This window comes from Burkholderia sp. MSMB1826, assembly GCF_001526325.1.
GTDB lineage: Bacteria > Pseudomonadota > Gammaproteobacteria > Burkholderiales > Burkholderiaceae > Burkholderia.
Window position 1 is genome coordinate 467,919 of sequence record NZ_LOYN01000022.1, and the last position, 26,275, is coordinate 494,193.

General features: G+C 62.2%; 23 protein-coding genes. 4 read left to right on the forward strand and 19 right to left on the reverse strand.

The genetic code is table 11. The features are described from left to right. Nucleotides 1-2: 2 nt before the first annotated feature. Both WS95_RS14450 and WS95_RS14455 read right to left on the reverse strand, forming a co-directional pair. A complete protein-coding gene (locus WS95_RS14450) occupies nucleotides 3-968 on the reverse strand; it encodes a UDP-glucose 4-epimerase family protein (RefSeq protein ID WP_059824611.1) in 966 nt (321 codons plus the stop codon). Further along, entirely contained in the window at nucleotides 965-1,834 is an 870-nt protein-coding gene (locus WS95_RS14455; RefSeq protein ID WP_059824360.1) for a glycosyltransferase family 2 protein, read from the reverse strand. The genes WS95_RS14450 and WS95_RS14455 overlap by 4 nt, the downstream gene beginning before the upstream one ends. Nucleotides 1,835-2,584: 750 nt before the next feature. Between WS95_RS14455 and WS95_RS14460 the strand changes: the two genes are divergently transcribed. From WS95_RS14460 to WS95_RS14470, 3 genes are read left to right on the forward strand one after another with little or no spacing between them, the layout of a single operon-like run. Further along, nucleotides 2,585-5,014 carry a glycosyltransferase family protein gene (locus tag WS95_RS14460; protein ID WP_059824362.1) on the forward strand — a complete coding sequence of 810 codons (2,430 nt, stop codon included), beginning with the start codon at nucleotides 2,585-2,587 and terminating at the stop codon, nucleotides 5,012-5,014. Between the two features lie 8 nt (nucleotides 5,015-5,022). Beyond that, nucleotides 5,023-5,982 (forward strand): CgeB family protein, encoded by a 960-nt coding sequence (locus WS95_RS14465; RefSeq protein ID WP_218921597.1) that lies wholly within the window; start codon nucleotides 5,023-5,025, stop codon nucleotides 5,980-5,982. Nucleotides 5,983-6,040: 58 nt separating this feature from the next. Further along, on the forward strand, nucleotides 6,041-7,087 hold the full coding sequence (locus WS95_RS14470) for a hypothetical protein (protein WP_059824365.1): 1,047 nt from the start codon (nucleotides 6,041-6,043) through the stop codon (nucleotides 7,085-7,087). 250 nt (nucleotides 7,088-7,337) lie between these two features. Here WS95_RS14470 and WS95_RS14475 read toward each other — a convergent pair whose 3' ends face one another. From WS95_RS14475 to rfbB, 9 genes are all read right to left on the reverse strand, one after another. Then, entirely contained in the window at nucleotides 7,338-9,158 is a 1,821-nt protein-coding gene (locus tag WS95_RS14475; protein WP_059824367.1) for an HAD family hydrolase, read from the reverse strand. A gap of 18 nt (nucleotides 9,159-9,176) precedes the next feature. Continuing rightward, nucleotides 9,177-12,347, reverse strand: coding sequence for a glycosyltransferase (locus tag WS95_RS33380; protein WP_059824369.1), 3,171 nt, complete (start codon nucleotides 12,345-12,347; stop codon nucleotides 9,177-9,179). 104 nt (nucleotides 12,348-12,451) lie between these two features. Then, nucleotides 12,452-13,204: an ABC transporter ATP-binding protein gene (locus WS95_RS14485; protein ID WP_059824371.1), complete on the reverse strand. Its 753-nt coding sequence runs from the start codon at nucleotides 13,202-13,204 to the stop codon at nucleotides 12,452-12,454. Between the two features lie 10 nt (nucleotides 13,205-13,214). After that, nucleotides 13,215-13,997 (reverse strand): ABC transporter permease, encoded by a 783-nt coding sequence (locus WS95_RS14490; protein WP_059824373.1) that lies wholly within the window; start codon nucleotides 13,995-13,997, stop codon nucleotides 13,215-13,217. A 46-nt stretch (nucleotides 13,998-14,043) separates the two neighbouring features. Then, nucleotides 14,044-14,904 carry a glycosyltransferase family 2 protein gene (locus WS95_RS14495; protein ID WP_034207845.1) on the reverse strand — a complete coding sequence of 287 codons (861 nt, stop codon included), beginning with the start codon at nucleotides 14,902-14,904 and terminating at the stop codon, nucleotides 14,044-14,046. A gap of 40 nt (nucleotides 14,905-14,944) precedes the next feature. Next, complete coding sequence (gene rfbD / locus WS95_RS14500; protein WP_034206579.1) at nucleotides 14,945-15,844, reverse strand: dTDP-4-dehydrorhamnose reductase; 900 nt, start codon at nucleotides 15,842-15,844, stop codon at nucleotides 14,945-14,947. Further along, nucleotides 15,837-16,388, reverse strand: a complete 552-nt coding sequence (gene rfbC / locus WS95_RS14505) for a dTDP-4-dehydrorhamnose 3,5-epimerase (RefSeq protein WP_059824376.1) — start codon at nucleotides 16,386-16,388, stop codon at nucleotides 15,837-15,839. Before rfbC ends, rfbD begins: the two co-directional genes overlap by 8 nt. Then, complete coding sequence (gene rfbA / locus WS95_RS14510) at nucleotides 16,373-17,266, reverse strand: glucose-1-phosphate thymidylyltransferase RfbA (protein WP_034206577.1); 894 nt, start codon at nucleotides 17,264-17,266, stop codon at nucleotides 16,373-16,375. Before rfbA ends, rfbC begins: the two co-directional genes overlap by 16 nt. A gap of 11 nt (nucleotides 17,267-17,277) precedes the next feature. Next, nucleotides 17,278-18,339 carry a dTDP-glucose 4,6-dehydratase gene (gene rfbB, locus WS95_RS14515; protein ID WP_059824377.1) on the reverse strand — a complete coding sequence of 354 codons (1,062 nt, stop codon included), beginning with the start codon at nucleotides 18,337-18,339 and terminating at the stop codon, nucleotides 17,278-17,280. Nucleotides 18,340-18,682: 343 nt separating this feature from the next. Here rfbB and WS95_RS14520 point away from each other — a divergent pair, with 343 nt between their 5' ends. Then, the gene (locus tag WS95_RS14520; RefSeq protein WP_059824378.1) at nucleotides 18,683-19,522 is read left to right on the forward strand and encodes a symmetrical bis(5'-nucleosyl)-tetraphosphatase; all 840 of its coding nucleotides are present in this window, start codon (nucleotides 18,683-18,685) and stop codon (nucleotides 19,520-19,522) included. A gap of 32 nt (nucleotides 19,523-19,554) precedes the next feature. Here WS95_RS14520 and WS95_RS14525 read toward each other — a convergent pair whose 3' ends face one another. The 8 genes from WS95_RS14525 to WS95_RS14560 all read right to left on the reverse strand — a co-directional run bounded on the left by WS95_RS14525 (nucleotide 19,555) and on the right by WS95_RS14560 (nucleotide 26,158). Beyond that, on the reverse strand, nucleotides 19,555-20,412 hold the full coding sequence (locus WS95_RS14525; protein ID WP_034206574.1) for a lysophospholipid acyltransferase family protein: 858 nt from the start codon (nucleotides 20,410-20,412) through the stop codon (nucleotides 19,555-19,557). Between the two features lie 19 nt (nucleotides 20,413-20,431). Continuing rightward, the gene (locus tag WS95_RS14530) at nucleotides 20,432-21,709 is read right to left on the reverse strand and encodes a dihydroorotase (RefSeq protein ID WP_059824380.1); all 1,278 of its coding nucleotides are present in this window, start codon (nucleotides 21,707-21,709) and stop codon (nucleotides 20,432-20,434) included. Nucleotides 21,710-21,770: 61 nt separating this feature from the next. After that, nucleotides 21,771-22,802: an aspartate carbamoyltransferase catalytic subunit gene (locus WS95_RS14535; protein WP_006476735.1), complete on the reverse strand. Its 1,032-nt coding sequence runs from the start codon at nucleotides 22,800-22,802 to the stop codon at nucleotides 21,771-21,773. Between the two features lie 73 nt (nucleotides 22,803-22,875). After that, nucleotides 22,876-23,388 carry a bifunctional pyr operon transcriptional regulator/uracil phosphoribosyltransferase PyrR gene (gene pyrR, locus WS95_RS14540; RefSeq protein ID WP_059824382.1) on the reverse strand — a complete coding sequence of 171 codons (513 nt, stop codon included), beginning with the start codon at nucleotides 23,386-23,388 and terminating at the stop codon, nucleotides 22,876-22,878. Continuing rightward, the gene (gene ruvX / locus WS95_RS14545) at nucleotides 23,375-23,824 is read right to left on the reverse strand and encodes a Holliday junction resolvase RuvX (RefSeq protein ID WP_059824384.1); all 450 of its coding nucleotides are present in this window, start codon (nucleotides 23,822-23,824) and stop codon (nucleotides 23,375-23,377) included. The genes pyrR and ruvX overlap by 14 nt, the downstream gene beginning before the upstream one ends. Then, nucleotides 23,821-24,399: a YqgE/AlgH family protein gene (locus tag WS95_RS14550; protein WP_034206570.1), complete on the reverse strand. Its 579-nt coding sequence runs from the start codon at nucleotides 24,397-24,399 to the stop codon at nucleotides 23,821-23,823. Before WS95_RS14550 ends, ruvX begins: the two co-directional genes overlap by 4 nt. A gap of 182 nt (nucleotides 24,400-24,581) precedes the next feature. Then, nucleotides 24,582-25,883 carry a hypothetical protein gene (locus tag WS95_RS14555; protein WP_059824386.1) on the reverse strand — a complete coding sequence of 434 codons (1,302 nt, stop codon included), beginning with the start codon at nucleotides 25,881-25,883 and terminating at the stop codon, nucleotides 24,582-24,584. A gap of 104 nt (nucleotides 25,884-25,987) precedes the next feature. Next, entirely contained in the window at nucleotides 25,988-26,158 is a 171-nt protein-coding gene (locus WS95_RS14560; RefSeq protein ID WP_004186709.1) for a rubredoxin, read from the reverse strand. Nucleotides 26,159-26,275: the final 117 nt, after the last annotated feature.

The window sequence follows — 26,275 nt, forward strand, 5'->3', positions numbered from 1 at the left end:
GACTATTGTTGTGTATCGCGCGAACGATACCATGCGGCGGTCGCTTCGAGGCCCTGGCGAGTCGTATAGGGGGGATGCCAGCCAAGTACGCGCGTGATCCGGCCCGTATCGAGCTGGAGACTGCCGGTCAGGCGGTCGATCGCCGCCCGACGCCCGGTCAGCGCACCGAGCGCCCGCAGCACGACGGACGGGACGGCAATCAGGCATGCCGGTTTGCCAAGTGCATCGCCGACCAGGCGCAACAGGTTCGTGACCGACGGCGCGTCATCGTCGGCGACGTGGAAGCACTCGCCGGCCGCGCGCGGATCGATCGCGCATTGCAGCAGTGCGTCGGCCAGGTTGTCGACGTAGACGATGCTGCGGCGCGCCGGGATGGAACCGAGCGGCAGCGGCATCCCACGCGCAACCGCGTCCATCATGCGCAGAAAGTTGGCGCGGACCGCCGGACCGTAGACCAGCGGTGGTCGAACAACCACGACCTCGAACCCGTTCGACACACCGAACTGCGCAAGCTGCTGCTCCGCTCGCAGCTTCGAGCGGCCGTACGCATCCTGCGGACCGGGACGCGCGGTTTCCGACAACGGCACCCCGCCATCGCTCTCGCCAACTGCCTTGATGCTGCTCGCGTAGACGATGCGGCGCACGCCGTGGTGGCGCGCCGCCTGGGCGAGACGCAGGGTGCCGGCGACGTTGGTCGCGTCGAACGCAGCGTCGGGATCGGGCGATTCGTCGCGCATCACGTGCACGCGGGCCGCGAGGTGGATAACACAGTCGGCGACCAGATCGGCTGGCCAACCTGCATCCACGCCTTCGAAATCGGCAGCGTCATGCACCCATTCGCGTACGCCGGCGATGCATCCTCCCGCGCGCCTTACCAGGGCGGTAACGGTATGTCCGGCGTCCAGCGCGCGGCGGCAGACCGCGCGACCGACGAAGCCGTTTGCACCGGTCACGACGAGACGGCTCACCACAGCCTCCAGCCGAAGCGGTTGTAGAACTTGAAGGCCGACGCGGCGAACATCCGGATATGCGCGAAGCCCTTGCGCGATGCGCCGCCGCCGTGATGGATCACGCGCACCGACGGGACGTACGCGACGCGGGCAACCTCGTGCGTGCGCAGGCTGAGGTCGTAGTCTTCGAAGTACAGGAAGTAGCGCGGGTCGAAACCGCCGAGTTTCTTCAGGACTTCAGTGCGGAACAGCATGAAGCAGCCGCTGACGATGGGGGGATCCCAGACGATGTCGCGGTCGTTGATCACGTCGCGCATTTCGTAGTGGGCGAGGCGCACGTCGAAAAACTGCCGGATTCGCGCAGGTAAAAATCCGCGCGCGAAAAGGTCGAATAAGGTCGGGAAGCGACGGCACAAGTACTGGATGCCTCCCCCGTCCTCGCCAATGTACGGCGTCAACAGTCCGGCGTCCGGATACGCGTCGAGAAAATCGAGCGCTCGCTCCAGCGCATCGGGAGTTGTATCGATATCGGGGTTGAGGACGAGGTGATAGTCGCTCTCAACCACATCGACCGACAAATTATGGCCACGTGCATAACCGATGTTGCCGTGACCTGTCAGCACGCTGCATTCGATGCTCGCCTCAAGAAAAGCGTCTCGAGCCACCGCCAGTTTCGCCGCGTCGCCTCCGTTGTCGACCAGGAAAACACGGACGGCAAGCCCGGGATGCGCCTTGCGCAATTCCCGGCAGGCGACGAGCAAACTCGAGAAAGTCTGCACAAGCATTGCTGCATCGGAGTGAAAGGTCACTACGGAAACAGACAACACCTCGTCTTTGGGCGTGGACGAACAAGAAAGAAGAGACTCGGAGCAAGGAGATACCACGTTTTAACAGAATCCGTAAGGTCACGGGCAAGTGTGCCACACTCATCGCGCCCGGAGACTGCACTTGTCCAATTTTCACAACCACGCCTCACCCGCGAGCCAACGCGCCAATTCTCGTGCCGCTCGTATCCGGTGCCGTTACACCGCCTTGTTGATGCGTACCTCGGGTTACCCCAACGCAGAACTGCGTTGCAATCAACCTACCTATCGCATCGAAACACCGTGACATCTGTATGCGGGCCGACAGATTGAACGGATCTGAGTCTCGCAATCTTGCGAAGCGATGCGTGAAGGGGCTCAGAGAAGTGCACCATCGGATTTCTGGCGCGCCCGTCATAGTCGCCGCCATACCCGGAAACAGCGGTGTTCTCTCGGTTGCGAGCCGTCGGTCACTTCCTGAAGCCGTGCTAGCTTTCGAGCCCCATACGGCGATGCCCTCCCAAGTGCGTCGGGCGCTTGGCGCTCCAAAGCATGCTTTGTCAGATATGGCCGCGACAGGCAAGACCATTTGCGAATAGTTACGGCGCTAGCGCCCCCGTGACATTTCCGCGAACATAGACGAACGCTTCGTCGGAACCGCCTCCCACAGCCCGCCTACGCCGTCATATCGGGGTACGCGGTCGGATCCCACTGGATGATGACGCAAGAGGCGTAAGGTAAAATATGCCTTTCAGCCGCTCCATATCGCGGCTGATCCAGCCCCACGGAAACAATAGGCGTTATCTCGACGCTATCGCCTGAGAGTATCGAATGAATACGGCCAAGTTCCGAGTCCTCCTGCTTGACACGAAATATCGCAACCCGAACCACTACATCTGCCTTGCGGTGCTCGGTGCCCTCAAACGCCATCCGGACGTCGAATTCGTGGCAAACGCCGATCCTATCGATGCCATGTCGGCAGCAGTCAAGAACCGTTGCAACTTGTTTATTGCGTTCGACGGCGAGGAACTGGACACCACGCTCTGCGCTCAACTCAGCCGAGCCTGCGGACGAGCCGCTCTGTGGGTAACGGAAGACCCTTACGAGATCAATATCAATGTCCGACATGCCGAGTACTTCGATCTGGTATTCACGAACGATTCGTCCAGCGTCGATGCGTACGGGGGCAAGGGCAATCATCTGTCTCTCGCCGGCTCCACCGAATTCCATTCGCTACCGGTCTGTCCGGTAGATCGTCCGCTGCGGTATGAGTTGTTTTTCGCTGGAACGGCATGGCCGAACCGAAGCGCCTTTCTTCGTTCGATCCTCAAACGCTTCCCGACCGACTGGAAGTGCAAGATTGCGCTGCCGACGAACCAGTTCCTCCCGCCTCATGGCGTCGACCTGCCGGAGAGCACGCTTTCGTGGCGCACGTCTCCAGTCGACTTCGCGCGATTCGTCAATCGCAGTGCTATCACGTTAATGCTTCCTCGCGTTTTTTCGGCATCCGGAGGACGCGAGTTTGCGGAAACGCCGCCACCCCGTTTGTTCGAGGCTGCGCTGGCTGGTGGGGCACAAATGATTCACGAGTCACTGGCAGAAATCGACCAATCGTTTGAGCCCGGCAAGGAGGTCATACTTTTCTCCTCGGAGCTGGACTTCCTCGAGAAAGCGACCGAACTCGTCAACAACCGACCATACCGTAATACGATCGCCGAGGCGGCTCGCAAACGCGCACTTGAACAGCATACGTACGACTGTCGGATCCATACGATGTTGACTCGCGTGGCCACTCTACCAGTCAGGCCAGTCACGTCGAAACAGGATAAGACACATACACTGCTCTTCGTCACCCACAACATTCCCAGCCGAGGCAATTTCGGCGGAGTGGAAGTCTATCTCGACTATCTAAAGCAATCGCTGCCAGAAAACTGGAAGATCCTGTTTTACGCCCCCGACATGCGTGGACGGAAAAATTCGACCTGTGTACTTTCTGATAGCTACGAAGAAATTGCGCGTTACCAGTTCAGCACCGGTTACTCGCCTGCGCTGCTGACGTGCGATGAACGTGAACGCGCGTTCCGCGAAGTGCTTCGCGATCACGGCGTCGATTTGGTCCACTTCCATCACTTCGTCGGACACGTCCCGTCGCTTGCGCACGTTGCCAAGCACCTCGGCATTCCGACCGCGTTCACAGCCCACGACTTCTTCGGTGTGTGTCATGAATTCAACCTGTTGTCTTACAAGAAGGAGTTTTGCGGCGCTCCCGACGTCTCGATTTCGCAATGCGATGTTTGCCTGGGAAACAAACACAATATCGCCAGCGGATCGCAGGCCGCACGCAGGAATTTCTGGAACGACGTGCTGCGTCATCTGGACATGCTCGTGTTCAACACCGAATATAGCAAGCAAACGTTCGCGCAGATCTATCCAGCTGTCCGACAGCATCAGCACACGCGAGTACTGCCGGTTCCTATCCCGGACGGCAGTATCCAGCGACAACACCACACGGCACGACCACTGAAAATAGCGCTACTCGGCAATCTCACGTTCCAGAAAGGCGGCGACGTGCTAGCGCGAGCGCTACCCTCGCTCGCAACCGCTCCCGTCGAATTTCATATCTTCGGGCGCGTAGATCCGCAGTACGACTGGCTGTCGAACCGGAACAAGCACAAGAACATCACCGTTCACGGTACGTACGACGTCGGCAAATTACCCGACGCGCTTCGCGAATGCCAAGTATCCCTTCACGTCTCGATCTGGCCTGAAACCTACTGCCTTACCTTGTCCGAGGCATGGCAACTTGGCTTGGTACCGATCGTAGCCGACATAGGCGCACTAGGTGAACGTGTCACACACATGGTGAACGGTATCAAGATCAAGCCGAACGACGAAGGCTCGCTCATTGATTCGATCCATGCCCTTGCTAACGCGCCCGACCTGCTTGAGTCGCTGAGGAGCGGTGCGACCGAAGCGAACTACTCGCAACTTTCCCGGCATGCCGAACTGCTTCGCAGGGAATATTCAGTGTTGCTCGACGATACTCCTCGTGCGCTGATGAAGGATGTTCCTCTGACACATCCCCCGATTCAAGAGTTGGGTGTCGTTCTCCCATCGCCCAATTGGCAACTCGGAACCGCGCAGTCGATCATCGGGCCGTCCTATCTGACACAGATTCGGCGCCTGCATCATTTCTACAAGACAAACGGACTTCGCCCGACCGTGCGCATCCTGACTAATCGTATTCGCACCTCGCGATGACCTACGCAATGAACGTACTCATTTCTGGCGCGTCGCCTGACTCGATCAACAACAACGCCACCTTGCGCGGTTACGTTGCAAACGGATTCAAGGGTCTACCTGGTGTGACGAGTGTTCAAGCATGTTCGCTCGAAAGCGCCGCAACACTCGCACGTTCGACCCACCCCAATTTGATCATTGTGTTCGGATCATGCATGCCTTCCGTTTGCCATTACCTCGATCTCAAGCAGGTCGCACTCGATACTGGCGCCTGTGTCGCCTTCTGGCTGCATGACGACCCATATGAGTTCGACTATTCACAGAAGATCATTCCGTTGGCCGATATCATATTTTCGAACGACCGCTGGAGTTCAACGCACTACGACCATCCGAACGTACATCATCTACCGCTCGCCGCAGATCTCGATGCTCATTTCCAAGAGCCGGAACAAACAAAGTCTCGCGACGTCTTCTTCTGTGGTGTAGGCTTTGCGAATCGCATTCAACTGCTGCGAGACTGTGCAAGTTCTCTTGATGGATTCAAAGTGGAAGTTCTCGGCGCCGAGTGGCCAGACGATTTGCCTTTTGCTGCAAATCGCAGGGTACCGAACGCCGATCTTCCGAAACTACACGCCACATCCCTCGTCACATTGAACATGGGCCGCCGTCTCGATCTGGCTAACGAGCGTTTCAAGCTCGACGCATCTACGCCCGGCCCTCGTACTTTCGAAGCCGCCGCCGCAGGTACCGTACAGTGCATGTTTGTCGAAGGGCTTGAAATCGACGACTACTACAGCGAACAGAACGCAGAAATCCTGTTGTTCGATTCACCCGAGGAACTTCGCCGACATATCGAGATGCTACGAGATGACCCAAAACGGGCAATGGACATCGCACTGGCCGCGCAACAACGAACCCGCCGAGATCACACATACAAGAATCGCGCCGAAACCATACTGTCTCGAATCGCGTTCACCGTTCAACACTAGGCTCGATCGATATCCGACAGCACCCATTTCAAGGGATAACCGTTATTTGAAGTGAACCATGGCCAGAAAGCTCTTCGTCCATTGCGGCCTTCACAAGACGGCAACGACAGCCTTGCAGGCCGCATTCAGTAACAACAGCGAAAAAATGCACTCGATGGGCCTCTTATATCCGCGCACTGGGCGTCTGTCGGATGTGAGCGGCCATCACAACATCGCGTGGCAATTGGCGCGGGATCGTCGTTTCAACCGATCCTTCGGCACCCTGGACAGGCTATTCGACGAAGTCTCATCCTTCGATGGCGACGTTGTGTTGTCTTCAGAGGATTTCGAAAGCTCGCTCACCCGCCCTGAAAGATGGGACCCACTTCTGCAAATGGCAGAGCGATGTAATTTGGAGCCCGTCGCGATCATCTACCTTCGCAACCAGGCGTCGTACCTCGAATCCTTATACTTGGAGATGCTGAAACATGGGTTCGGCGAAGAGTTTTCCAATTATGCGATGGATGTACTCTCGAATGGATCGCTTCGGCTCAAGGAATGGATCTTCCATTTCGACTACGTAATTGCCCTTCGTACCATGTCGTCGATTCCGGGGCTCAGAATAGTGCTCCGAAACTATGATGCCTGCGCCAACGGTTCGATTGCCGCCGATTTCCTCAACGCCGTAGATATCGTGAAACCCATTCACATTGAGGTACCACACGCGAATCAACGGGATACATTGGTCGATGCACTGACGAACTTCTATCGGAATCGCGTCGAACGGCCACTTCAGGAAAACGAAATCGCCGCGGTCCATCACCTCTGCTCGCACGTGTCGGAACAGCCTGCGATTTCCCGCAATCTTCGCGACGCGCTTCGCGAGCGATTCTCGACATCAAATCTCGAGATTTGCAACGCTCACGAACTGAATCGCGTGCGGCTGACCGACTTCTCACATCGAGAGCCATTGACACGTTCAGTATGCATGGAGAGAGTCTTCTCCTTTGAAACGCATGTGTCACTGTCCACCGTTGCAGCGATCCTTGACGGAAATCTACCCGAACCCGGCCCGGGGCTGCACACAACTGTAGAAAACTGGTCTGCGTGGGTTCACGCTCAATAACGAAACTTGTTACCCTGCGCGATCGAATGCCGCCGGACCTTATTGTCGTCACGCATACGAACCGACCGTGGCAATCTATGCCGGGCTCGCGGGTTCATCGATTCCCCGGCTCAAATATCCCAGTAAAAGTGCGGTTAACTTTACGAATCGATTGGCACTTCGACAGTTATCGGACACAGTCCAGCCTGAGTATGGAAGGCCGGCCGAATAGCTGCGGACGCAGCCATACCAGCCCCCGTTACTCTCACTGTTATTCGACTGCGCTTCCTTCGATATAACTCGTCAGATTCATGCGTGCATTGCGTGTGCTGGCCCAAGCGTCGAAATTTTCGACTCCAGCCAGCAGTTCGAGCGATGCCTGATCGATGCGCTCGACATAACGAATGAGCGGAGCCACTGTATCGAGCGGATCTTCCTTTAATTCCAACAGCGCTCTCATCGCCCTGAACTGTCGGCCGAAAGCCAGCATACCGGCGACGATTTCGTTCGATATGTCACGCTGCCGTGGCATCGGATCACGCCCTGGATCTTCGACCGATCCGACTTGGCCATCCGATGCGGGTTCGTAACCGATCACCGCATCGTGCGGCGCCGAGAAGAACAGTTCGACCGCCACTCGGTTCGCATATACTTTTGCGAGACGTGCAGGGTCGATCGACGTCCGCGACAGCAGCGCGCTCATTCGCATAGTCCGTTCACGCGCCCGAGTCTGCTCCGAGTCGTTCAGGCAGAAATAGTAGCCATGCAGATCGATATCCATGAGCCCCTGCAACGCACGCACGAGCATTTCCTGTGCGGTACCGTTCCACCCGACGTCGACGACGGCGACCCGCATGCCTGGCCTGATACCGAGTTCGACCAGATACTGAAATAATCCGCGGCGATTGCGGCGGCATACGCGCAAGATATCCGCCCGGCACGCACGCAACAGACCCCGCACCTTTTCGATGTTGCGATCATCAACGACAACATTCGCCCCGAGCCCGATGTCATTCATCACGGTATCGGCAGGCGGCGTCACGCCAATCCGTTCGAACACCTCGATCGGTCGCAGACCGTGTGCACCAGCGATAAAAAAATCGGTCAGCTCGTCGAAATTCGCTTCGTTCGCGGCCGCCGTCGCAAATGCGACACGTGACCCCCTGAAGTAAGAGAACGGCGGCAGCACTTGACCGGTTAGCTCGCACGCCATGCGCTCGAGCACGTAACCATCGCGCGACACAAACAGCAAATGATCGATACGGTCCCGCCGTGACTGATCCACGATCCAATCGAGGAAGCCGACGGCGCCAGGCCCACCGTAACGTAACCCGAGGTCACCAAACGTGCCAACCGGCGGCCCCTCTGGAATCACTCGGGGCAGCCCGCTTCCTAGTGAAGCAAGAGGCGTCGACTGATCGACCTCACTCGCCGTGACCGTATCGACGTAATGAAACGTCGAAAAGCCGCGCTCCTGCGCTCGGGTAATATCCGACACCGGGTTGTCGCCGATATGCAGGATGCGTGACGGCACGACGCCCAACTCTCGAGCAACGATGTCGAACAATGCACCGCGATCGCGTTTCGTCGCATTACGCTCCGACGACACGAACACGCCCGACGGACGCAGCCCGTGACGGCGAAACAGTTCATCGAAGAATGCGCGTGGCAGGTACATGTCCGACGTGATCACGACTGGCTTGTCCACGATGGCCGCATTGAATGCCTCAATCAGGCGCGGGTTCGGCACCGTGACGGCCAGCTCAAGATCGAGTTCGGCGTCGCGCAGCGTCGCAGCGGGCACGGCGACCGTGTCGAAGCACGCGTAGATCCCGTCGAGCGTGATCTCCTCGTCCCCGGCTTCATGCATCCGTTGAAACGCGCGTTGCTGCGCCTGCTGGCGAAGCGTGCGGAAATTTGCAATGCCGTACCGGTGTCCGAGCAGATCGAAAACATCTTCCGGATCGCGCAGCAAACGCAGGAACAGCGTATCGAAAATGTCGAACGAAACCGCCTCGGCCGAGGCGATCAAATTTTTCAGTTGGGTCAGCGTCGACTCAGGCACGGCATTATTCAGATTTCGGGTTTCCATGATCGATCCTGATGTCGCTTATGCCGCAGGAATCACGAAGTTAACATCCTGCTGATCCAGATTCGGATTGTGAAACGGATCGAACATATAGAAGTCGGGATGCTTGAGGTACAGGAGCGTCTTGTCTCGCGCGAGGCGCTTCAGCTTCTCCGCATTCGCGTCGTCACGCCCCCTGCTTAGCGATTCGTAATGAATCAGCTCGACGCTCGGACAAACGACGTTGTACCAGCCCGCCTTGACGAGGCGGAAGCACAGGTCAACATCGTTGTATGCGACAGGAAATGCCTCGTCAAATCCGCCGATCCGATCGAACCTCTCTCGGCTCAGCATCAAGCACGCGCCGGTCACGCCGATCCAGTTGTACTCGAGCAGGTTCCGCGCAAAGTATCCCGGAGAATCAGCGTTCAGCAATAGGAACGCATGATTCGGACCGTCCGCGAGATTCACTAGTCCGGCGTGCTGCACCTGACGCCCGCCCGGATAGATCAGTTTTGCGCCGACGGCTCCGATGTGATCGAGCTGTGCATATCCGAGCATGTCGGAGAGCCACGTTTCAGTGACGACTTCCGTGTCGTCGTTCAGAAACACCAGGAATTCGCCGACTGATTCGCGAACACCCACGTTGTTGATCTCGGAATAGTTAAACGGCACGTCATGGCGAAGCACTTTTACGCCGTCCATCCGAGCCATGTCGCTGAAACACCGAAGCGCGTCTGCATCCGTCGACCCGTTGTCGATCAAGATGATTTCAAAATTGCGGTACGTGGACTTGTTCCGAATGGATTCAACACACCGCTTCAGCACGCGGCCATTGTTCTTGCTCGGAATGATGATCGAGATTTTTGGTTCGCCTTTGTACGCATAGCTTGCGCGAAAATATCCGGGCAACTGCCGCACAGGTTCCATCGTCCCGGTCAAACCGCGCCGCTCTATCGCCGCTTGGCGGGCACGGCGCCCGGCATCAACTGCGTACGGCTTCGCGTTCAGGTCGGACGCAACCGACGCGGGGATCACGCGCCAGTGATAGAGTACTTTTCGGACGTGACTGATCTTGTTCGCTTGCTCTGTGACGCGCAGCACAAAATCCCAGTCCTGGCTGCCATCGAACTCGGACCGCAAGCCACCGACGCGTTGCTGCAGCGATCGACGAACGCACGACACGTGGCACGTATACATCGTGCTCATCATCGTGTCCGGAGACCAGTCCGGTTTGAAGAACGGCTGACCGTACATTCCGTCCGCCTCGATCTTGTCCTCGTCGCTGTACAAGAAGTCGGGATCCTCGGCAGCAATGCATTTCGCAAGTTCGAACAGGCAGTCGCACGTCAATTCGTCATCGTGATCGAAGAACACGATGTAGTCTCCCTGCGCCGCATCGAGACCCGCATTGGTCGCACCTGAGATGCCGCGGTTGTCGTCGAGCCGAATGATCTTGATACGCGGGTCATTGAGCTTATCAAGACGCTCGCGAACGACCGGCGACGGACTCTTGTCATCGACCAGCACGAGTTCCCAGTGTGGATACCACTGCGCGAATACCGAACCGATCATCGCGTCGAACAGATCAGGCGGCGTGTTGTAGAGCGGCACGACTATCGAGAACGTTGGTCGCACGGTCAGCGCGGCAATGCGTGCGTCGAGGTCGTCAGGCTTGCGCGGCGGGATGTATACGTAGCCACCCGCCGTACCTGAGAGATCGTACCGTCCGCCGCGAGCGCCCGCGTCGGTCCCGCCCGTCGGCGTGTATACGAGATACTGACCTTCGGGATAGCGCACGTGGTCGGAAGCGTTACCGCGTGCTGCACTCGCGGCCCGTCTCGCAGACAGAAAACGCAGGCGTGCCAACATGCGGTGTGGCGTCGCAGCCCACCACGCGGCCTTCAGCACTTTGCGGACTGTCATGCGGAGACCGGGTGGCATCATCACGGCTAGCGCACGCACCTTGAGAAACGCGCGCCACATCGTGCTGGTCCGAATATTGTTCAATTCCTGCTCGGTTCGCATCGCCGTCGCTTGCCATTCTCGCTGGCGAACCTCAGTTAGAGCCATTTCCTGGCGCAACTCGTCGACCGTCACCTGAAGCTCGTCGAGCTCGTCGCCCAACTTGTTCGATGTGGCTTCGCGACCGTCGCGCGATGCAGTCGGACTCCGCTGCAACGTCGCCTGAATATCGGCACGACCACGTCCGCGAGCAATATCTCTAATCGACTCGATGCGCGCTGTGCTCTGGTCAATCACGCGTTGCTGTTCGCGGATCGCATCCACATGTTCACCGAGTTGCACGCCCAATTGCCGGGCTTCGTCGGATCGTTCTGCGAGGCTACGTGTCGTCTCATGCAGCCGCTCCTGCAATTGCGTAACGGCCATATCGCGCTCTTCAATCTGGCCGTGTGCGACCTCTAACTGACCGTGTGCGGCATCCAACTGTTGACGAACCGCTCCTAACTGGCCGCCCACAACGTCAAGCTGGTAGCGAAGCGAGACCGCAGCACCCAAGCGGGCATACATCCGACGAATGCGCTCCCGATCATTTTCCGTGGCCTCGATCAGCGGCCGTATACCGTCGGGAATTTCAGTTCCTGGGCACAGCACTCCGAGCCCGTGACCGTGAATAAATTCGAACGACGGGAAGCGCGTTCGCAACTCTTCCCAAAAACGCCATACGCCAAAATCGCGCTCTCGTACATTGGTATCGTGAAAAAGCACGACGCCACGCTCCGATAGCTTCGACTTCCATGTCGAATAGTCCTCGACGACGTCTTCATAGCGATGACGTCCATCTACGTGGAGCAAGTCGATCGTGCCATCGCCAAACCCAGAAAGCGCTTCGTCGAAACGTGCCCGTATCAGACGTGAAAAATCACCGAACTCCCTGGTCTGCACCGCGCTGAGCGTGTCGAACACGTTTGCCTGATAGAAACCCGCATGCTCGTCGCCCTGCCACGTGTCGATTGCGTAACATGATGTCGACAGATCAAGTTGCTGAATTGCTTGGCAGAACGCAAGAAACGAAAAACCCGCGTGCGTTCCAAGCTCGACAACTGTTCGAGGTTTCAGCACGTCCGTGAGCCAAAAGGCGAACGGTGCGTGTTCAAGCCAGGCGGATTCAACAACATGTCGCGGCGTCCAGAACGAGGCTGGCGAAATGCACGCCAACGACCCTGAACTTAGGTCGGTGTCGCGGCGCATGGCCGGCAGCTCGTGCGAATGAGGTAAGGTAATTTTTTGCATAACTTAATATGGCCGAAAATAGAATTTCGAGTTGATCGTCACTCGCAAAATTCGACCGCGTATCAGCCTCCCATCGCCGCTTCATAGGCCGTCAGAATTTCTTCGACCTCACCGAACGCACGAACCTGACCGCGCTCCATCCAGAGCACCTTGTTGCAGACTTTCCGAATCTCGCTGTTCGAATGCATCGCGAGTACAACGATCTCGGCTCGGCTGTGCAAATCGGCGAGACGCGCTTCCGCCTTATGCATGAACGATGCGTCACCGACGCCCATAACTTCGTCGAGCAGCAGAATCTCGGCATCAACCGACGTCGAAACAGCAAAGGCTAGTCGCATCTTCATCCCGCTGGAATACGTGCGGATAGGAAGATCCAGATAGTCACCCAATTCACTGAACGCGGCGATATCACTCTGCTTCTCGCGAATCTCGGCGTCGGTCATGCCGAGCAATAGGCCACGCAGACGGATGTTCTGCATGCCGGTCGAGTTCTCGTCCATACCGAGGCTAATATCGAGCAGCGGCACGACCTTGCCCTCTCGCGACAACGTACCGCCCGTCGGGGAATAAATGCCCGCCATCGCACGCAGCAGCGTCGATTTCCCTGCGCCGTTGTGTCCGATGAGCCCCACGCGATCGCCGCGATCAAAGCGAAAACTCAGGTCGTCGAGCGCACGGACGACAATGACGCCATCGTTGCCCTCCGCAATCCGGTTGCGTCGTCCCATGCGAAGCACCTGCTTCTTCAGCGAACGGCCTTGCACGTCGTAGATTGGCAAATCCAGCGTCACGTTCTTCAGTTCGATGTGTGCCATGTCGTCCTCTTCAGATCCAGTACGGCAGACGTTTCAGATAACGACCCGTCATCAGCAACGCGATCGGCCATCCGATGACCGCCATGCCGATGGTCACTTCCCACGTCAGTGCACTCGGCATCTGTCCGATCAGCGGACCCCGCACGACATCGATCAGGTAGGCAAGCGGATTCCACTCGACGATGAACGAGAACCGGTTCAGTGCATTGGGACGGAAGATGATCGGCGTGACATAGAACGCGACCTGGAGCAACGCGCCGATAATCTGCGGAAGATCGCGAAAGCGTGCTGACAACAAGCTTGTCAGCATCGCGATCCACATCGCATTCAGAACGTACACCAGCAACCCCGGAATGAACATCGGCAACGTCTCCCAGCTTTTGACGCCGAAAATCATCAGGAGACCGATGATGATGACGAAGTTGTGGGCCAGGACGATCAGATTTCGCCATACGACTTGTAGAATGTAGATCAGCTTTGGCGTGGGAACCTGGCGGATGTAGGACCCACTACTGATATAAGCGACGCTTCCCTCCTGGATCGTCTGCGAGAAAAGTCCCCACAGCACGATACTCGACGCGAGGAACGGCAAATAGTCACTCATCTTCTGACCGAACAATGTGCCGTAGACTACACCGAGCGACGTAATCATCACGCCCATGCTGATCGTGAGCCAGAACGGGCCGACGCTCGAGCGCGCATAGCGCTGCCGGATTTCGAGCCAGCCGAGCAATGTCCATAACCGCCACGAAGCAATGCTCTGTTTGAGGTCAGCAAGTGAAAGAGTCAGCATGCAAGCTTTCTAGTTGAATGAGATTGAAAAATGGGGCACCGGCGCGTCACAGCGCGCCGGTACGACCGGTCAGTCCGTGCCAGATCCCGAGCATCGACAACCGCAGATGCGCCATTCGCGGCTGCATGAACAACGCATAGATCGCAAGCCGGACCGGCATCTTGACGAGTTCCGTCGATTTCCAGCTCCACGGCACATAGGCGCGCCGGATCAGCGCGATCGCATTGCGGAACAGATAGTAATGCCGAACCGCACTATGCCCCGGGTAGCTCCGCCCGAACACCTTCACCGGCTCGCCGCCCAGTTCGTGCTTCAACCGCAGCGCCGGCGCGCCGAGCACCGCGTACCCCTTCGAGCGCGCGCGGACACACCATTCGAGATCGACGAAGTCGATGAACAGCGAGTCGTCCATCGGGCCGATGTCGCGCCATACGGCGAGATTCACGCACGACCCCGACGTGATCAGAAAGTCGACCTCGACCGGCTGCACACCGTCCGGCCGAATCCGGCGCAGCTTCACGTACCCGAAGCGGACGAACGGCGCGACGCCGCCCAATCGTGCATCCTCGTACGCGGGGCCGATGAGCGCTACGCGACGATTGCGCATGCGTTCGGCCGCCATCGTCCGAGGCAGCTCGATCAGCAATTCGTCCGACGGCTCGCTATCCTGATCGAACAACAACGCTGCCGTACAGCCGGCCGCGATCAGGCGCTCGACCCCCTGGTTGAGCGCCGTCGCAATGCCGAGGTTCGCACCATTGGCGACATAGCCGACTCGCCGGTCGAGGCCAAGCGCCTCTGGCGTCGACACGGTCTCCGTGTTATCCACCACCACGCACGGCCATACTTTGGCGAGCCGGTTTGCACGAGTCACGCAACCGCTATCCGGTCGGTAGAACACGATCACGACACCGACCCGCTCCTGAACCGCGGAATTCTGATCCAAGTTACTCACTCAGGCACAGCTTCAGCGCATCGGCCCAGTCCGGCAACCGCAACCCGAATGCTTCGGTCAGCTTGTCGTGCGACAGTCGCGAATTGGACGGGCGCTTGGCCGGAACCGGGTAGTCGCTCGCGGGAATCGGCAGCACCTTCGGCGCACGCTCGCCCATCGCATGGGCGAAGATTGCCTCGGCAAACCCGTGCCACGACGTCGCGCCGGCCGACGTGAAGTGATAGACGCCGGAACGCTGCGCCCACCAGTCTGCATCGTCGGCCGCCAACGCTTGCGCGACGATGTGCGCGGTCGCGGTGGCGATCGTCTTCGACCACGTCGGCGCACCGACCTGATCCGCGACGACACGCAACTCCGGACGCTCGCTCCCGAGCTTCAACATCGTCAGCAGGAAGTTCTTGCCGCGCCGGCCGTACACCCAGCTCGTTCGCAGGACCAGGTGTGCGCATCCCGTCGCCGCGATGGCCTGCTCGCCCTCGAGCTTGGTCAGCCCGTACACGTTCTGCGGGTTGGTCGCGTCCGTTTCGACATAGGCGCCCTCTTTGGTCCCGTCGAACACATAGTCGGTCGAGTAATGAACCAGCGCTGCGCCGAGGCGCGCAGCCTCCTCCGCAAAAGCACGCGGCACGTCGGCATTCAGCCGGCGCGCGGCGTCGACGTCCGTCTCCGCCTTGTCGACGGCCGTGTACGCAGCAGGATTCACGATGATCGACGGCTTCAACTCGCGCACGACGCTGCGCACCCGATCGAGATCGGACAAGTCGAGCATCGAACGGTCGCATGCCACCACACGACCGAGGCCTTGCAGCGAACGCAGCAGTTCGAACCCGACCTGGCCATTCACACCCGTCACGAGGATCGTCGGTTCAGGAGTCACACCCACCTCACGCATAAACTTCGGCTTCGCTCAACCGCTTGCCGGCCGCATCCTTCGCCGCCAGCAGCGGCTCGAAGTCGATCGGCCATTCGATCCCGATCTCCGGATCGTTCCACACGATGCTGCGCTCGTGTTCCGGAAACCAGTAGTCGGTCGTCTTGTAGAGGAACTGCGCGGCCTCCGACAGCACGACGAAACCGTGCGCGAAACCGGGCGGCACCCACAGTTGCCGGTGGTTGTCGTTCGACAGCACCACGCCCACCCACTTGCCGAAGTTCGGCGAACCCTTGCGAATGTCGACGGCCACGTCGAACACTTCGCCTTCGACCACGCGAACGAGCTTGCCCTGAGCGTGCTGGATCTGATAATGCAGCCCGCGCAGCACGCCCTTCGACGAGCGCGAATGGTTGTCCTGCACGAATTCGACGCCGGGTGCGACGTGGTCGGCGAATTCCTTCCCGTTGAAGCTCTCGTAGAAGAATCCGCGCGCGTCGCCGAACACCTTCGGCTCGATGATCTTGACTTCGGGCAGCGCCGTTGCCGTTACTTGGATGGCCATGCGACTTGATCCGTGAGAATGTTCTTCAGGTACTGACCGTATGCGTTCTTCGCGAGCGGCTGGGCCAGCTTCAACACTTGCTCCGCGTCGATCCAGTTGCGGCGATACGCGATTTCTTCCGGACATGCGACCACGAGACCCTGTCGCTTCTGCAGCGTCGCGATGAAACTGGCCGCCTCGATCAGCGAATCGTGCGTGCCGGTGTCGAGCCACGCGTAGCCGCGCCCCATGATCTCGACATTCAGCGCGCCGCTATCGAGGTAGCGCGAGTTGACGTCGGTGATTTCCAGCTCGCCGCGGGGCGACGGCTTGATGTCGGCCGCGATGTCGCACACGCGGTTGTCGTAGAAATACAGGCCCGTCACCGCGTAGTTCGAACGCGGCTTGGCCGGCTTCTCCTCGATCGACAGCGCGCGGAACGACTTGTCGAATTCGACGACACCATATCGCTCAGGGTCGTGCACGTGATACGCGAACACGGTCGCGCCGCTTTCCTGCGCATGCGCACGCTCGAGCTGCTTCGCGAGATCGTGCCCGTAGAAGATGTTGTCGCCGAGGATCAGCGCCGACGGATCGTTGCCGACGAACTCCTTGCCGATGATGAATGCCTGCGCGAGGCCGTCGGGCGACGGCTGCACCGCGTACTGGATGTTCATCCCCCACTGGCTGCCGTCGCCGAGCATCGACTCGAAGCGCGGCGTGTCCTGCGGCGTCGAGATGATCAGCACATCGCGAATACCCGCGATCATCAGCGTCGACAGCGGGTAGTAGATCATCGGCTTGTCGTACACCGGCAGGAGCTGCTTCGATACGACGTGCGTGATCGGATACAGCCGGGTACCGGAACCGCCGGCGAGAATGATGCCTTTACGTGCCATCGCTTCTCTCCTCAGGTGCGTTTCGCGTAGTTCGTCTCGACCCACTTGCGGTACTCGCCCGATGCGACCTCGTCGGCCCAGGCCTGGTTGTCGAGGTACCAGTCGACCGTCTTCGCCAGGCCCGTCTCGAACGTTTCCGCCGGCTTCCAGCCGAGCTCGCGTTCGAGCTTGCGTGCATCGATCGCGTAGCGGCGATCATGGCCCGGGCGGTCGGTCACATAGGTGATCTGGTCGCGGTACGACCCGGCTGCCTTCGGGCGCGCCTTGTCGAGCAGGTCGCACAGCGTATGCACGACTTCGAGGTTCTTCTTCTCGTTCCAGCCGCCGACGTTGTACGTCTCGCCCGGCACGCCGCGCGCGAGCACTTCGCGGATCGCGCTGCAGTGATCGCCGACGTACAGCCAGTCGCGCACGTTCTGGCCGTCGCCATACACCGGCAGCGGCTTGCCCGCGAGCGCATTCGCGATCATCAACGGGATCAGCTTTTCCGGGAACTGGTACGGGCCGTAGTTGTTCGAACAGTTCGTCGTCAGCACCGGCAGACCGTACGTATGATGGTATGCGCGCACCAGGTGGTCGGAACCCGCCTTCGTCGCCGAATACGGGCTGTTCGGCGCGTACGGCGTCGTCTCGGAGAATTGCGGATCGGTGGCCGACAGCGAACCGAACACCTCGTCGGTCGACACGTGCAGGAAGCGGAACGCAGCCTTGTCGGCGTCGTTCAGGCCGTTCCAGTACTGGCGGGTCGCCTCGAGCAGCGTAAACGTGCCGACGACGTTGGTCTGCACGAAGTCCGCGGGGCCGTGGATCGACCGATCGACGTGGCTTTCCGCGGCGAAGTGCAGCACCGCGCGGGGCTTGTGCTCGGCCAGGAGTGCGTCGAGTGCAGCACGGTCGCAGATGTCGACGCGGGCAAACACGTGCTTCGGGTTTCCGTCCAGCGACTGCAGCGTGCGCAGGTTCCCTGCGTACGTCAGCTTGTCAACGTTGAGCACGGCTTCGTCGGATGCGCGCAGCCAGTCGAGTACAAAATTGGCACCGATAAAACCCGCGCCGCCCGTAACCAGGATCATGAGGCTCCCTCAAATAGTGTGTGGCAGGCGCCATCAGGCGCCGGCCACATCGGATTCGCAAATGCCAGTAGCTTGTGATTGCCACGTCAGACCGGGAATTTTAACCGGTCGACATGGCCTCCAAAGTCATGAAATGCTAATTTTGTTGGGGAAAGCGACAATTATAGGGAGCCGCCCCCTGCAAAAGCCATGCCGCTAACAACTTGATACAGCGCTTCGAACCCTTTCCACGCGCGAAATTTATTGCCAGATTGCCGCGCTGTTGCGGAACAGAAATTGCACAGCGCCGCATTGACTGGATAATTTTTCCCGCGTTCTCGATACTCGCAAAGTCCGCCGCCCCATGACCCTCCCTCCCATCGCCATCGGCGACATCCAAGGCTGTCATTCCGCTTTCCAGTCGCTGCTGGCCAAGCTTTCAGTCCCCGCCGACACGCCGCTCTGGATCGCCGGCGACGTCGTCAACCGCGGCCCGGGCTCGCTCGCCGCCTTGCGCGCCATCGTCGATCTCGGCCCGCGCGCGACGGTCGTTCTCGGCAACCACGACCTTCATTTGCTCGCCGTCTCGGCCGGGATCCGCACCGAACGCCCCGGCGACACCATCGGCGAAATCCTCGACGCGCCCGACGCCGACGCACTGCTCGACTGGGTCCGCCACCGTCCGTTCGTGCATGTCGACGACGGAAAACTGCTCGTGCACGCCGGCGTGCTGCCGCAATGGGACACCACGCTTGCCCTCGAACTCGCCGACGAACTGCAGCACGCGCTGCGTGCCTCCGACTGGCGCGACACGTTGCAAGGGCTGTACGGCAACGAGCCGAACCAGTGGAGTCCGAACCTGAAGAAACGCGACCGGATGCGCGTCGCATTCAATGCGTTCACGCGCCTGCGCTTCTGCACGCCCGACGGCGCGATGGAGTTCAAGGCGAACGGCGGCCCCGACAGCGCGCCGCCCGGCTACCTGCCGTGGTTCGACGCGCCGGGGCGCCGCACCGAGGACGTGACGGTCGTGTTCGGGCACTGGGCCGCGCTCGGCCTGATGCTGCGCGACAACGTCGTCGCGCTCGATTCGGGTTGCGTATGGGGAAACCAGTTGTCGGCCGTGCGACTCGCGGCCGATCCGGCGCAGCGCACGGTCACGCAGGTGCAGTGCGAAGCGTGCCGCTCGCCGGGCGGCGAGTGACGGCACGCTGATTCACGCGCCGCGGTCGCGCGTCAGCCCTCGCGCCCCGGCACGGGCGCGTCGGGCGTCGCGTCGCCCGCAGCATCGGCGCCGAGCTCGGTCGCCGGATACGCATGCTTCTGCAGCTCGGCAAGCGACTCCGCCGTCGGCTTGCCGACCTTCTCCTGCAGCGTCGCCAGTGCGGCGGCGATCGCGTCGCGCGCCGCCGCGGACGTCGCGCGGCGGTCGCCGCCCGGCGCGATCGGTTCGCACACGTACAGATGCGCGACGAGCGGGCCGCCGCGCAGCACCATGTCGAGCGACTTGCCGAGCGACAGGTCGCCCGTGTACGCCGGCGCGACCGACTGCCGCCCGTGCGCGTCCTCGTACATCAGGCAAATCGGCTGCACCGCGCAGCCGGCCGATACCGCGGCCTGGAACAGGTTCGCATGGAACGGCAGCAGATCCTGGCCGTCGGACGTCGTCCCTTCCGGAAACACGCACATCACGCCGCCGTTGCGCAGGCGCTCGGCCATCTCGTGCATGATCCGCATCGCCTCGGTACGCTTCTCGCGCTGCAGGAACACGGTGTCGAGCTTCTCGGCGAGCCAGCCGACGATCGGCCACTGCCGCACCTCGGCCTTCGACACGAACGGCGTCGGCCGCCACGCGTTGACCGCATAGATGTCGAGCCACGAGACGTGATTGCCCACGACGAGCGCGCTCGCGTCGAGCCGCGCGCCGTCGTTGTGGACGACGAGGCGCATCCCGCAGATCCGCAGCATCTTGAGCGACCAGCGGCGTATCAGCTCGGCGCGGTGCGCGGGCGTGACGTGCGAAAAGCGCAGCGCGACGATCGCCATGCCGCGCAACAGGTGAAAGACGAGACGCAGCTTGCGAATGGCGGTCATGGCGAAGGTCCGACGGGGTTCAGTGGCGCTCGAACGCGATCTGCCCGGCGACGAGCGTCGTGCGCACGGTGGCCGGCAGTTCGTAGCCGAGGAACGGCGAGTTGTGGCCCTGGCTCTTCAGCGCACGCGGCTCGACGCGCCAGTGCGCGCGCGGATCGAACACGCACAGGTCGGCCGCGCCGCCTTCGGCGAGGCGGCCCGCCGGCAGCTGCAGCACGTCGGCCGGCGCGGACGTGATGCGGCGCAGCGCCTGCGCGAGCGGCGTGCGCGTCTCGTCCGCCCACTTCAGCGTCAGCGACAGCAGCAGCTCGAGCCCCGTCGCGCCCGGCGTCGCTTCGCCGAACGGCAGCAGCTTCTCGTCGTCGTCGACCGGCGTGTGATCCGAGCAGATCGCGTCGATCGTGCCGTCGGCGAGCGCCACGCGGATCGCTTCGCGGTCGCGCTCGCCGCGCAGCGGCGGGTCGAGCCGGAACTGCGAATCGAAGTAACCGATGTCGACGTCGATCAGGTGAACGTGGTTCGCGCCGACGTCGCAGGTCACGGGCAGTCCTTCCGCCTTCGCCGCACGCACGAGCGCGAGGCCGGCCGCCGACGACAGCCGCGCGAGGTGCACGCGCGCGCCCGTCACGCGCATCAGCTCGAAAATGGTGTGCAGTGCGATCGTCTCGGCCGCGACCGGCACGCCGGAGAGCCCGAGCCGCGACGCGAGCGCGCCGCTCGCGGCCACACCGCCGCGGCCGATGAACGCGTCGAGCGGACGCAGCCACGTCGTGTAACCGTAGGTGCTCGCGTATTGCAGCGCGCGCAGCAGCACCTGCGTGTCGCGCACCGGCACGTTGGCGTGCGTGAAGCCGACGCAGCCGGATTCGGTCAGCGCGACCATCTCGGTGATCACCTCGCCCTTGAGGCCGACCGTCAGCGCGCCGAGCGGATGCACGTTCGCCTGCCGCAGGTTGCGCGCGCGGAACTTGAGCATTTCGACGAGGCCCGGCTCGTCGAGCACGGGGTCGGTATCCGGCGGGCACACGAGCGTCGTGACGCCGCCCGCGACGGCCGCGGCCATCTCGGACGCGAGCGTCGCCTTGTGCTCGTAGCCGGGCTCGCGCAGCCGCGCGCACAGGTCGACGAGGCCGGGCGCGACGATCAGGCCCGACGCGTCGATCGTCCTGTCCGCGTTGAAACCGGCCGGCGCGCTGCCAAGCGCGGCGATCTTGCCGTCCGCGACGAATACGTCGGCCTGCCCTTCGGTGCCGGCGACCGGGTCGATCAGCGTGCCGCCTTTGATATGAATCTTCATGCGCTGTCTGTGAATGCGTTGATTGCGTTGAATGCCTGGATCGGGATGCGCGAAAGCGGGCTCAGTCGCTGTTGCCGGCGACGATGCCCATCACCGCCATCCGCACGGCGATGCCGAACGTGACCTGGTTGAGGATCACCGACTGCGGACCGTCGGCGACCTGCGAATCGATCTCGACGCCGCGGTTCATCGGGCCCGGATGCATCACGATCGCGTCGGGCGCGGCGAGCGCGAGGCGCTCGGGCGTCAGGCCCCACGTCTTGAAGTACTCCTGCGCGGACGGCAGCAGCGCGCCGCTCATCCGTTCGTTCTGCAGGCGCAGCATGATGATCACGTCGACGCCCTTCAGCCCCTCGTCGAGGTTGTGGAACACCTTCACGCCCATCTGCTCGAGCCCGCCCGGCAGCAGCGTGCGCGGGCCGATCGCGCGTACTTCCGGCACGCCGAGCGTGGTGAGCGCGTGAATGTCGGAGCGCGCGACGCGCGAATGCAGGATGTCGCCGACGATCGCCACGCGCAGCTTCGTGAAGTCGCGCTTGTAGTGGCGGATCGTGTACATGTCGAGCAGGCCCTGCGTCGGGTGCGCGTGGCGGCCGTCGCCGGCGTTGATCACGTGCACGTGCGGCGCGCAGTGCTCGGCGATCAGGTACGGCGCGCCGCTCGACGCGTGGCGCACGACGAACAGGTCGGCATGCATCGCCGACAGGTTGTTGATCGTGTCGAGCAGCGACTCTCCCTTGCTGGTCGACGACGCATTGATGTTCAGGTTCAGCACGTCGGCCGACAGGCGCGTCGCGGCGATCTCGAAGGTCGTGCGCGTGCGCGTCGAGTTCTCGAAGAACAGGTTGAACACGGACTTGCCGCGCAGCAGCGGCACTTTCTTCACCTCGCGGTCCGTCACGCTGACGAACTGCTCGGCCGTATCGAGGATGTGATTGACGATCGAGCGCGGCAGGCCCTCGATCGACAGCAGGTGCTTCAGCTCGCCGTTTTTCGTGAGCTGCGGGTTGCCCTTCAGGAACCCGTAGCGAAACCGGTCGGGGCTCGCGGCCGCCGCGGGATTGCCGGTGCGGCCAGTGGTGTCGGTGGTCATGGTGTGCGTGATTCCAACTATGCAAACGGGCCGCGGTGCAAACCAGCGGCCCGGGATACGGTTCGCGTGTCGTTCAGGTGCCGTGCGGCTCGGCGTGCAGCGTGAACCGCGTATCGTCGCGCGCGAGCACGAGCGTCGCGTCGGCCGGCACGTCGAGCGTGCCGCCCGCGAAACGCGCGGCGACCGGCAGCTCGCGGCCGCCGCGATCGGCGAGCACCGCGAGCTCGACCGCGGCCGGACGGCCGTAGTCGAACAGCTCGTTGAGCGCGGCGCGCACGGTGCGCCCGGTGTACAGCACGTCGTCGACGAGCACGATGCGCGCGCCGTCGACGTCGAACGGCAGCGACGTCGGGCTGGCCTGGCTGTGCAGCCCCTTCTTCGCGTAGTCGTCGCGGTGCAGCGCGACGTTGACGACGCCGAACGCCGGTGCGCCGAGATCGCGCGCGAGGCGCTCGGCGAGCCACGCGCCGCCGCTATGAATGCCGGCGAGCCGCGGGCCGCCCGGTTCGGCGAACGCCGTGCCGTACGCGGCGCGAATCTGGTCGAGCAGGGCGCGGTAAAGCGCCTCGGCGTCAATGGTGCTCATGGTCGGACAATTGATCGAGATACTGTTGAAGGATGACGCGCGCGGCTTCGGCATCGAGCATGTCGGTGCGTGCGCGGCCGCGCACGCTGCGCTCGCGCAGCCCGGCCTCGGCCTCGACCGACGAATAGCGCTCGTCGATCCACGTGACGGGTAGCCCGAAGCGGCCGTTCAACTGGTTGCCGAAGCGCTTCGCCTGCTGCGTCATGTCGTGCGGCGTGCCGTCCGGATGCATCGGCAAGCCCACGACGAGGGCGTCCGGCCGCCATTCGGCCAGCAGGTCGCCGACCGCCTTGAAGCGGTGTTCGCGGTTCAGGTTCTGGATCACGACGAGCGCACGGGCCGAGCGCGTCAGCGCGTTGCCGATCGCGACGCCGATCCGTTTCTCGCCGTAGTCGAACGCCAGGAGCGTCGCATCGCGCGCGCTCGCGCCGCTCATGCGTGCCCTGCCTCGCCGGACAGCATCGACGAGCTGACGCCGAGCAGGCCGAGCGCCGCTTCGAAGCGCTCTTCGGCCGGCGTGTCGAACACGATGCGCGGGTCGGCGGCGACCGTCAGCCAGCCGTTGCGGGAAATTTCTTCCTCGAGCTGCCCGGCGCCCCAGCCTGCATGGCCGAGCGTCAGCAGGAAACGTTTCGGGCCGGTGCCCGTCGCGACCGCCTCGAGCACGTCCTTCGACGTCGTCATCTCGAGCCCGCCGTCGACGGACATCGACGAGTTGTAGCTCGCGCCCTCGACCGGCTCGTGCAGCACGAAACCGCGCTCGGTCTGCACCGGGCCGCCGAAGTACACGGGAATGTGCAGCAGCGGCTCGATGTCGAGCTTCAGGTCGATGCGGTTGAACAGCGATTCGAGGTCGATGTCGGTCGGACGATTGATGACGAGGCCGAGCGCACCGCGCTCGCTGTGATCGCAAAGATAGATCACCGTTCCCGAGAACGTCGGATCGGCCATGTTGGGCATGGCGATCAGGAACTGGTTGGTGAGATTGATGCGATCGGAAGGCTTTGACATGGTTTGAATTTTAGCAAAGACGCCGCGACCTGACCGGGCCGCGATCAACAAGCAACGCCGCGCCGCGCTGGCAACGACGCGCGCGGATCACACGGCACTCTAACACGCGCGCGGGCGCTGTCGGCAGCGTGTTGCAGGCCCGCGCGACAAGGGCCGCCGGCGCGTGTCCGTCCCCTGGTTCGTCAGGTCCGGTCGAGCGCGGCACCGAGCGCTTCGGACGCCGCCGTGAGATCCGGCGGCGCGACGCCGGCCGCGATCTTCAGGAGCGCCGCGCGCAGCATGTCGGACGCATGGCGGTGCGCATCGAGGCCGCCGTCGGCGAGCGGCACGCCGTGCGCCGCACGGCGCCACGCCAGGCCGAGCGTGTCGGCCAGCAGCGCCGCGTGGCCGAGCCCGAGCGCGCAGGCGGCCGTGCCGACCCGATAGGCCGCGCCGGACGCGTGCCACGCGGCGCCAGTGTCGGCCGCGGCCGGGTCGGCCGCCAGGTCGGCCATCGACGCATCGGCGGTCTGCAGGAAATCCTCATAGGCATGCGCATTGACGGTCACGACGCCGAGCGCGCGAGTCGGGGCGACGGCGACCGCCTCGTGCTCGGCCCGCGCGGCATCGGCCTCCCACAACGCTTCGGAAGCGGGCGTGCCGGCGACGTGCCAGTCGACCGTCAACCCGTAGTCGTGCAGCACGTCGACGAGCGCGACGTCCTCGGCCGCGGCGCCGAACAGCGCGAAATCGCGCCATAGCAGCGCCACCGTCTCGCGCACCAGTTCGGGCGGCGCGCCGCGCCGGCCCTGCGCGTGTTCGCCGAGCAGCAGGTTGGTTCGCGCGAGAAAGCGCTTCAGTTCGGGCGCGCCGCTCGCGCGCAGCGCACGCACGCACGCGGCCGCGAGCCGCCAGAAATCGTACGGTGCGTCATCGGTGAGCGCGGCCAGCATCGTGTCGAGTTCGTCGAGCGCCGCCCCCGGCGCACCGTGTTCGGCACGCAGCACGCCCAGCAGCGCCTGCTCATAGCGGGCGCGAATCCGGGCCGCAAATGCATCGGGCAGCGCGCGCAGCGTGGCAGGCGGCACCGCGCGGCCGACCAGCGCGAGCGCGTCGAGCGGCGCGCTCGCGCGCAAGTCGGCGGCGCTTTGCGCGCGCAACGCACGGAAATGCTCGAAGAGAACGGGCGAGCACGCGAGCTCGCGCAGGTTGTGGCGCCCGACGGCCGCACGAAAATCGTGCAGCGCGGCCCGCCAGCCGGCCGAAGTCGGCTCGGTGCCGACGAGCGGCACGGCGGCCGACAGTTGCCCGGCGAAACGCGCGGCCGGCAGCCAGCCGGCTTCCGCCAGCACGGCCGCGGCCGCGGCAAGCGGCGCCACGGCATCGTCGCGCCGCTCGAATGCATCGGCAGCCGCTGTCAGCCATGCTTCGGCCGCGCGCACGGCTCCGCCACGCGGATTGGGCAATGCGTCAGGGTGGGGAACGTTCGCCGGATCGGACGTCATGGGCACGCGCGCCTGTCATCGTCGAGTCGCTCGCGCGAATCGCGGCACGCGAGCGCCGGATCCGTGCAAGGCCTGAGCGGAGTGTGCGTGGGCCAGCGGTCCGATCAGATCTGGACCATCTCGAAGTCTTCCTTGCGGGCGCCGCATTCGGGACACGTCCAGTTGATCGGGACGTCTTCCCAGCGCGTGCCCGGGGCAATGCCCTCTTCCGGCAGCCCGGCTTCTTCGTCGTAAATCCAGCCACAAATCAGGCACATCCAGCTCTTGTATTCCATCTTAAGCCGCGTCGGGGAAAGTCGGTAAATTCGGGAGCCATGATGGTACCGTGTCGGGGCCGGACTGCCTAGCAATCGCGCTGGAGGACGGCGACTACGTTGCGCTGCGCTAAAAAA

Coding starts and splice junctions, on each gene's coding strand:
- WS95_RS14460 (WP_059824362.1), top strand. CDS start 2,585: ATGAATACGGCCAAGTTCCGAGTCCTCCTGCTTGACACGAAATATCGC.
- WS95_RS14465 (WP_218921597.1), top strand. CDS start 5,023: ATGAACGTACTCATTTCTGGCGCGTCGCCTGACTCGATCAACAACAAC.
- WS95_RS14470 (WP_059824365.1), top strand. CDS start 6,041: ATGGCCAGAAAGCTCTTCGTCCATTGCGGCCTTCACAAGACGGCAACG.
- WS95_RS14475 (WP_059824367.1), bottom strand. CDS start 9,158: ATGGAAACCCGAAATCTGAATAATGCCGTGCCTGAGTCGACGCTGACC.
- WS95_RS33380 (WP_059824369.1), bottom strand. CDS start 12,347: ATGCGCCGCGACACCGACCTAAGTTCAGGGTCGTTGGCGTGCATTTCG.
- WS95_RS14485 (WP_059824371.1), bottom strand. CDS start 13,204: ATGGCACACATCGAACTGAAGAACGTGACGCTGGATTTGCCAATCTAC.
- WS95_RS14490 (WP_059824373.1), bottom strand. CDS start 13,997: ATGCTGACTCTTTCACTTGCTGACCTCAAACAGAGCATTGCTTCGTGG.
- rfbD (WP_034206579.1), bottom strand. CDS start 15,844: ATGCGTGAGGTGGGTGTGACTCCTGAACCGACGATCCTCGTGACGGGT.
- rfbC (WP_059824376.1), bottom strand. CDS start 16,388: ATGGCCATCCAAGTAACGGCAACGGCGCTGCCCGAAGTCAAGATCATC.
- rfbA (WP_034206577.1), bottom strand. CDS start 17,266: ATGGCACGTAAAGGCATCATTCTCGCCGGCGGTTCCGGTACCCGGCTG.
- rfbB (WP_059824377.1), bottom strand. CDS start 18,339: ATGATCCTGGTTACGGGCGGCGCGGGTTTTATCGGTGCCAATTTTGTA.
- WS95_RS14520 (WP_059824378.1), top strand. CDS start 18,683: ATGACCCTCCCTCCCATCGCCATCGGCGACATCCAAGGCTGTCATTCC.
- WS95_RS14525 (WP_034206574.1), bottom strand. CDS start 20,412: ATGACCGCCATTCGCAAGCTGCGTCTCGTCTTTCACCTGTTGCGCGGC.
- WS95_RS14530 (WP_059824380.1), bottom strand. CDS start 21,709: ATGAAGATTCATATCAAAGGCGGCACGCTGATCGACCCGGTCGCCGGC.
- WS95_RS14535 (WP_006476735.1), bottom strand. CDS start 22,802: ATGACCACCGACACCACTGGCCGCACCGGCAATCCCGCGGCGGCCGCG.
- pyrR (WP_059824382.1), bottom strand. CDS start 23,388: ATGAGCACCATTGACGCCGAGGCGCTTTACCGCGCCCTGCTCGACCAG.
- ruvX (WP_059824384.1), bottom strand. CDS start 23,824: ATGAGCGGCGCGAGCGCGCGCGATGCGACGCTCCTGGCGTTCGACTAC.
- WS95_RS14550 (WP_034206570.1), bottom strand. CDS start 24,399: ATGTCAAAGCCTTCCGATCGCATCAATCTCACCAACCAGTTCCTGATC.
- WS95_RS14555 (WP_059824386.1), bottom strand. CDS start 25,883: ATGACGTCCGATCCGGCGAACGTTCCCCACCCTGACGCATTGCCCAAT.
- WS95_RS14560 (WP_004186709.1), bottom strand. CDS start 26,158: ATGGAATACAAGAGCTGGATGTGCCTGATTTGTGGCTGGATTTACGAC.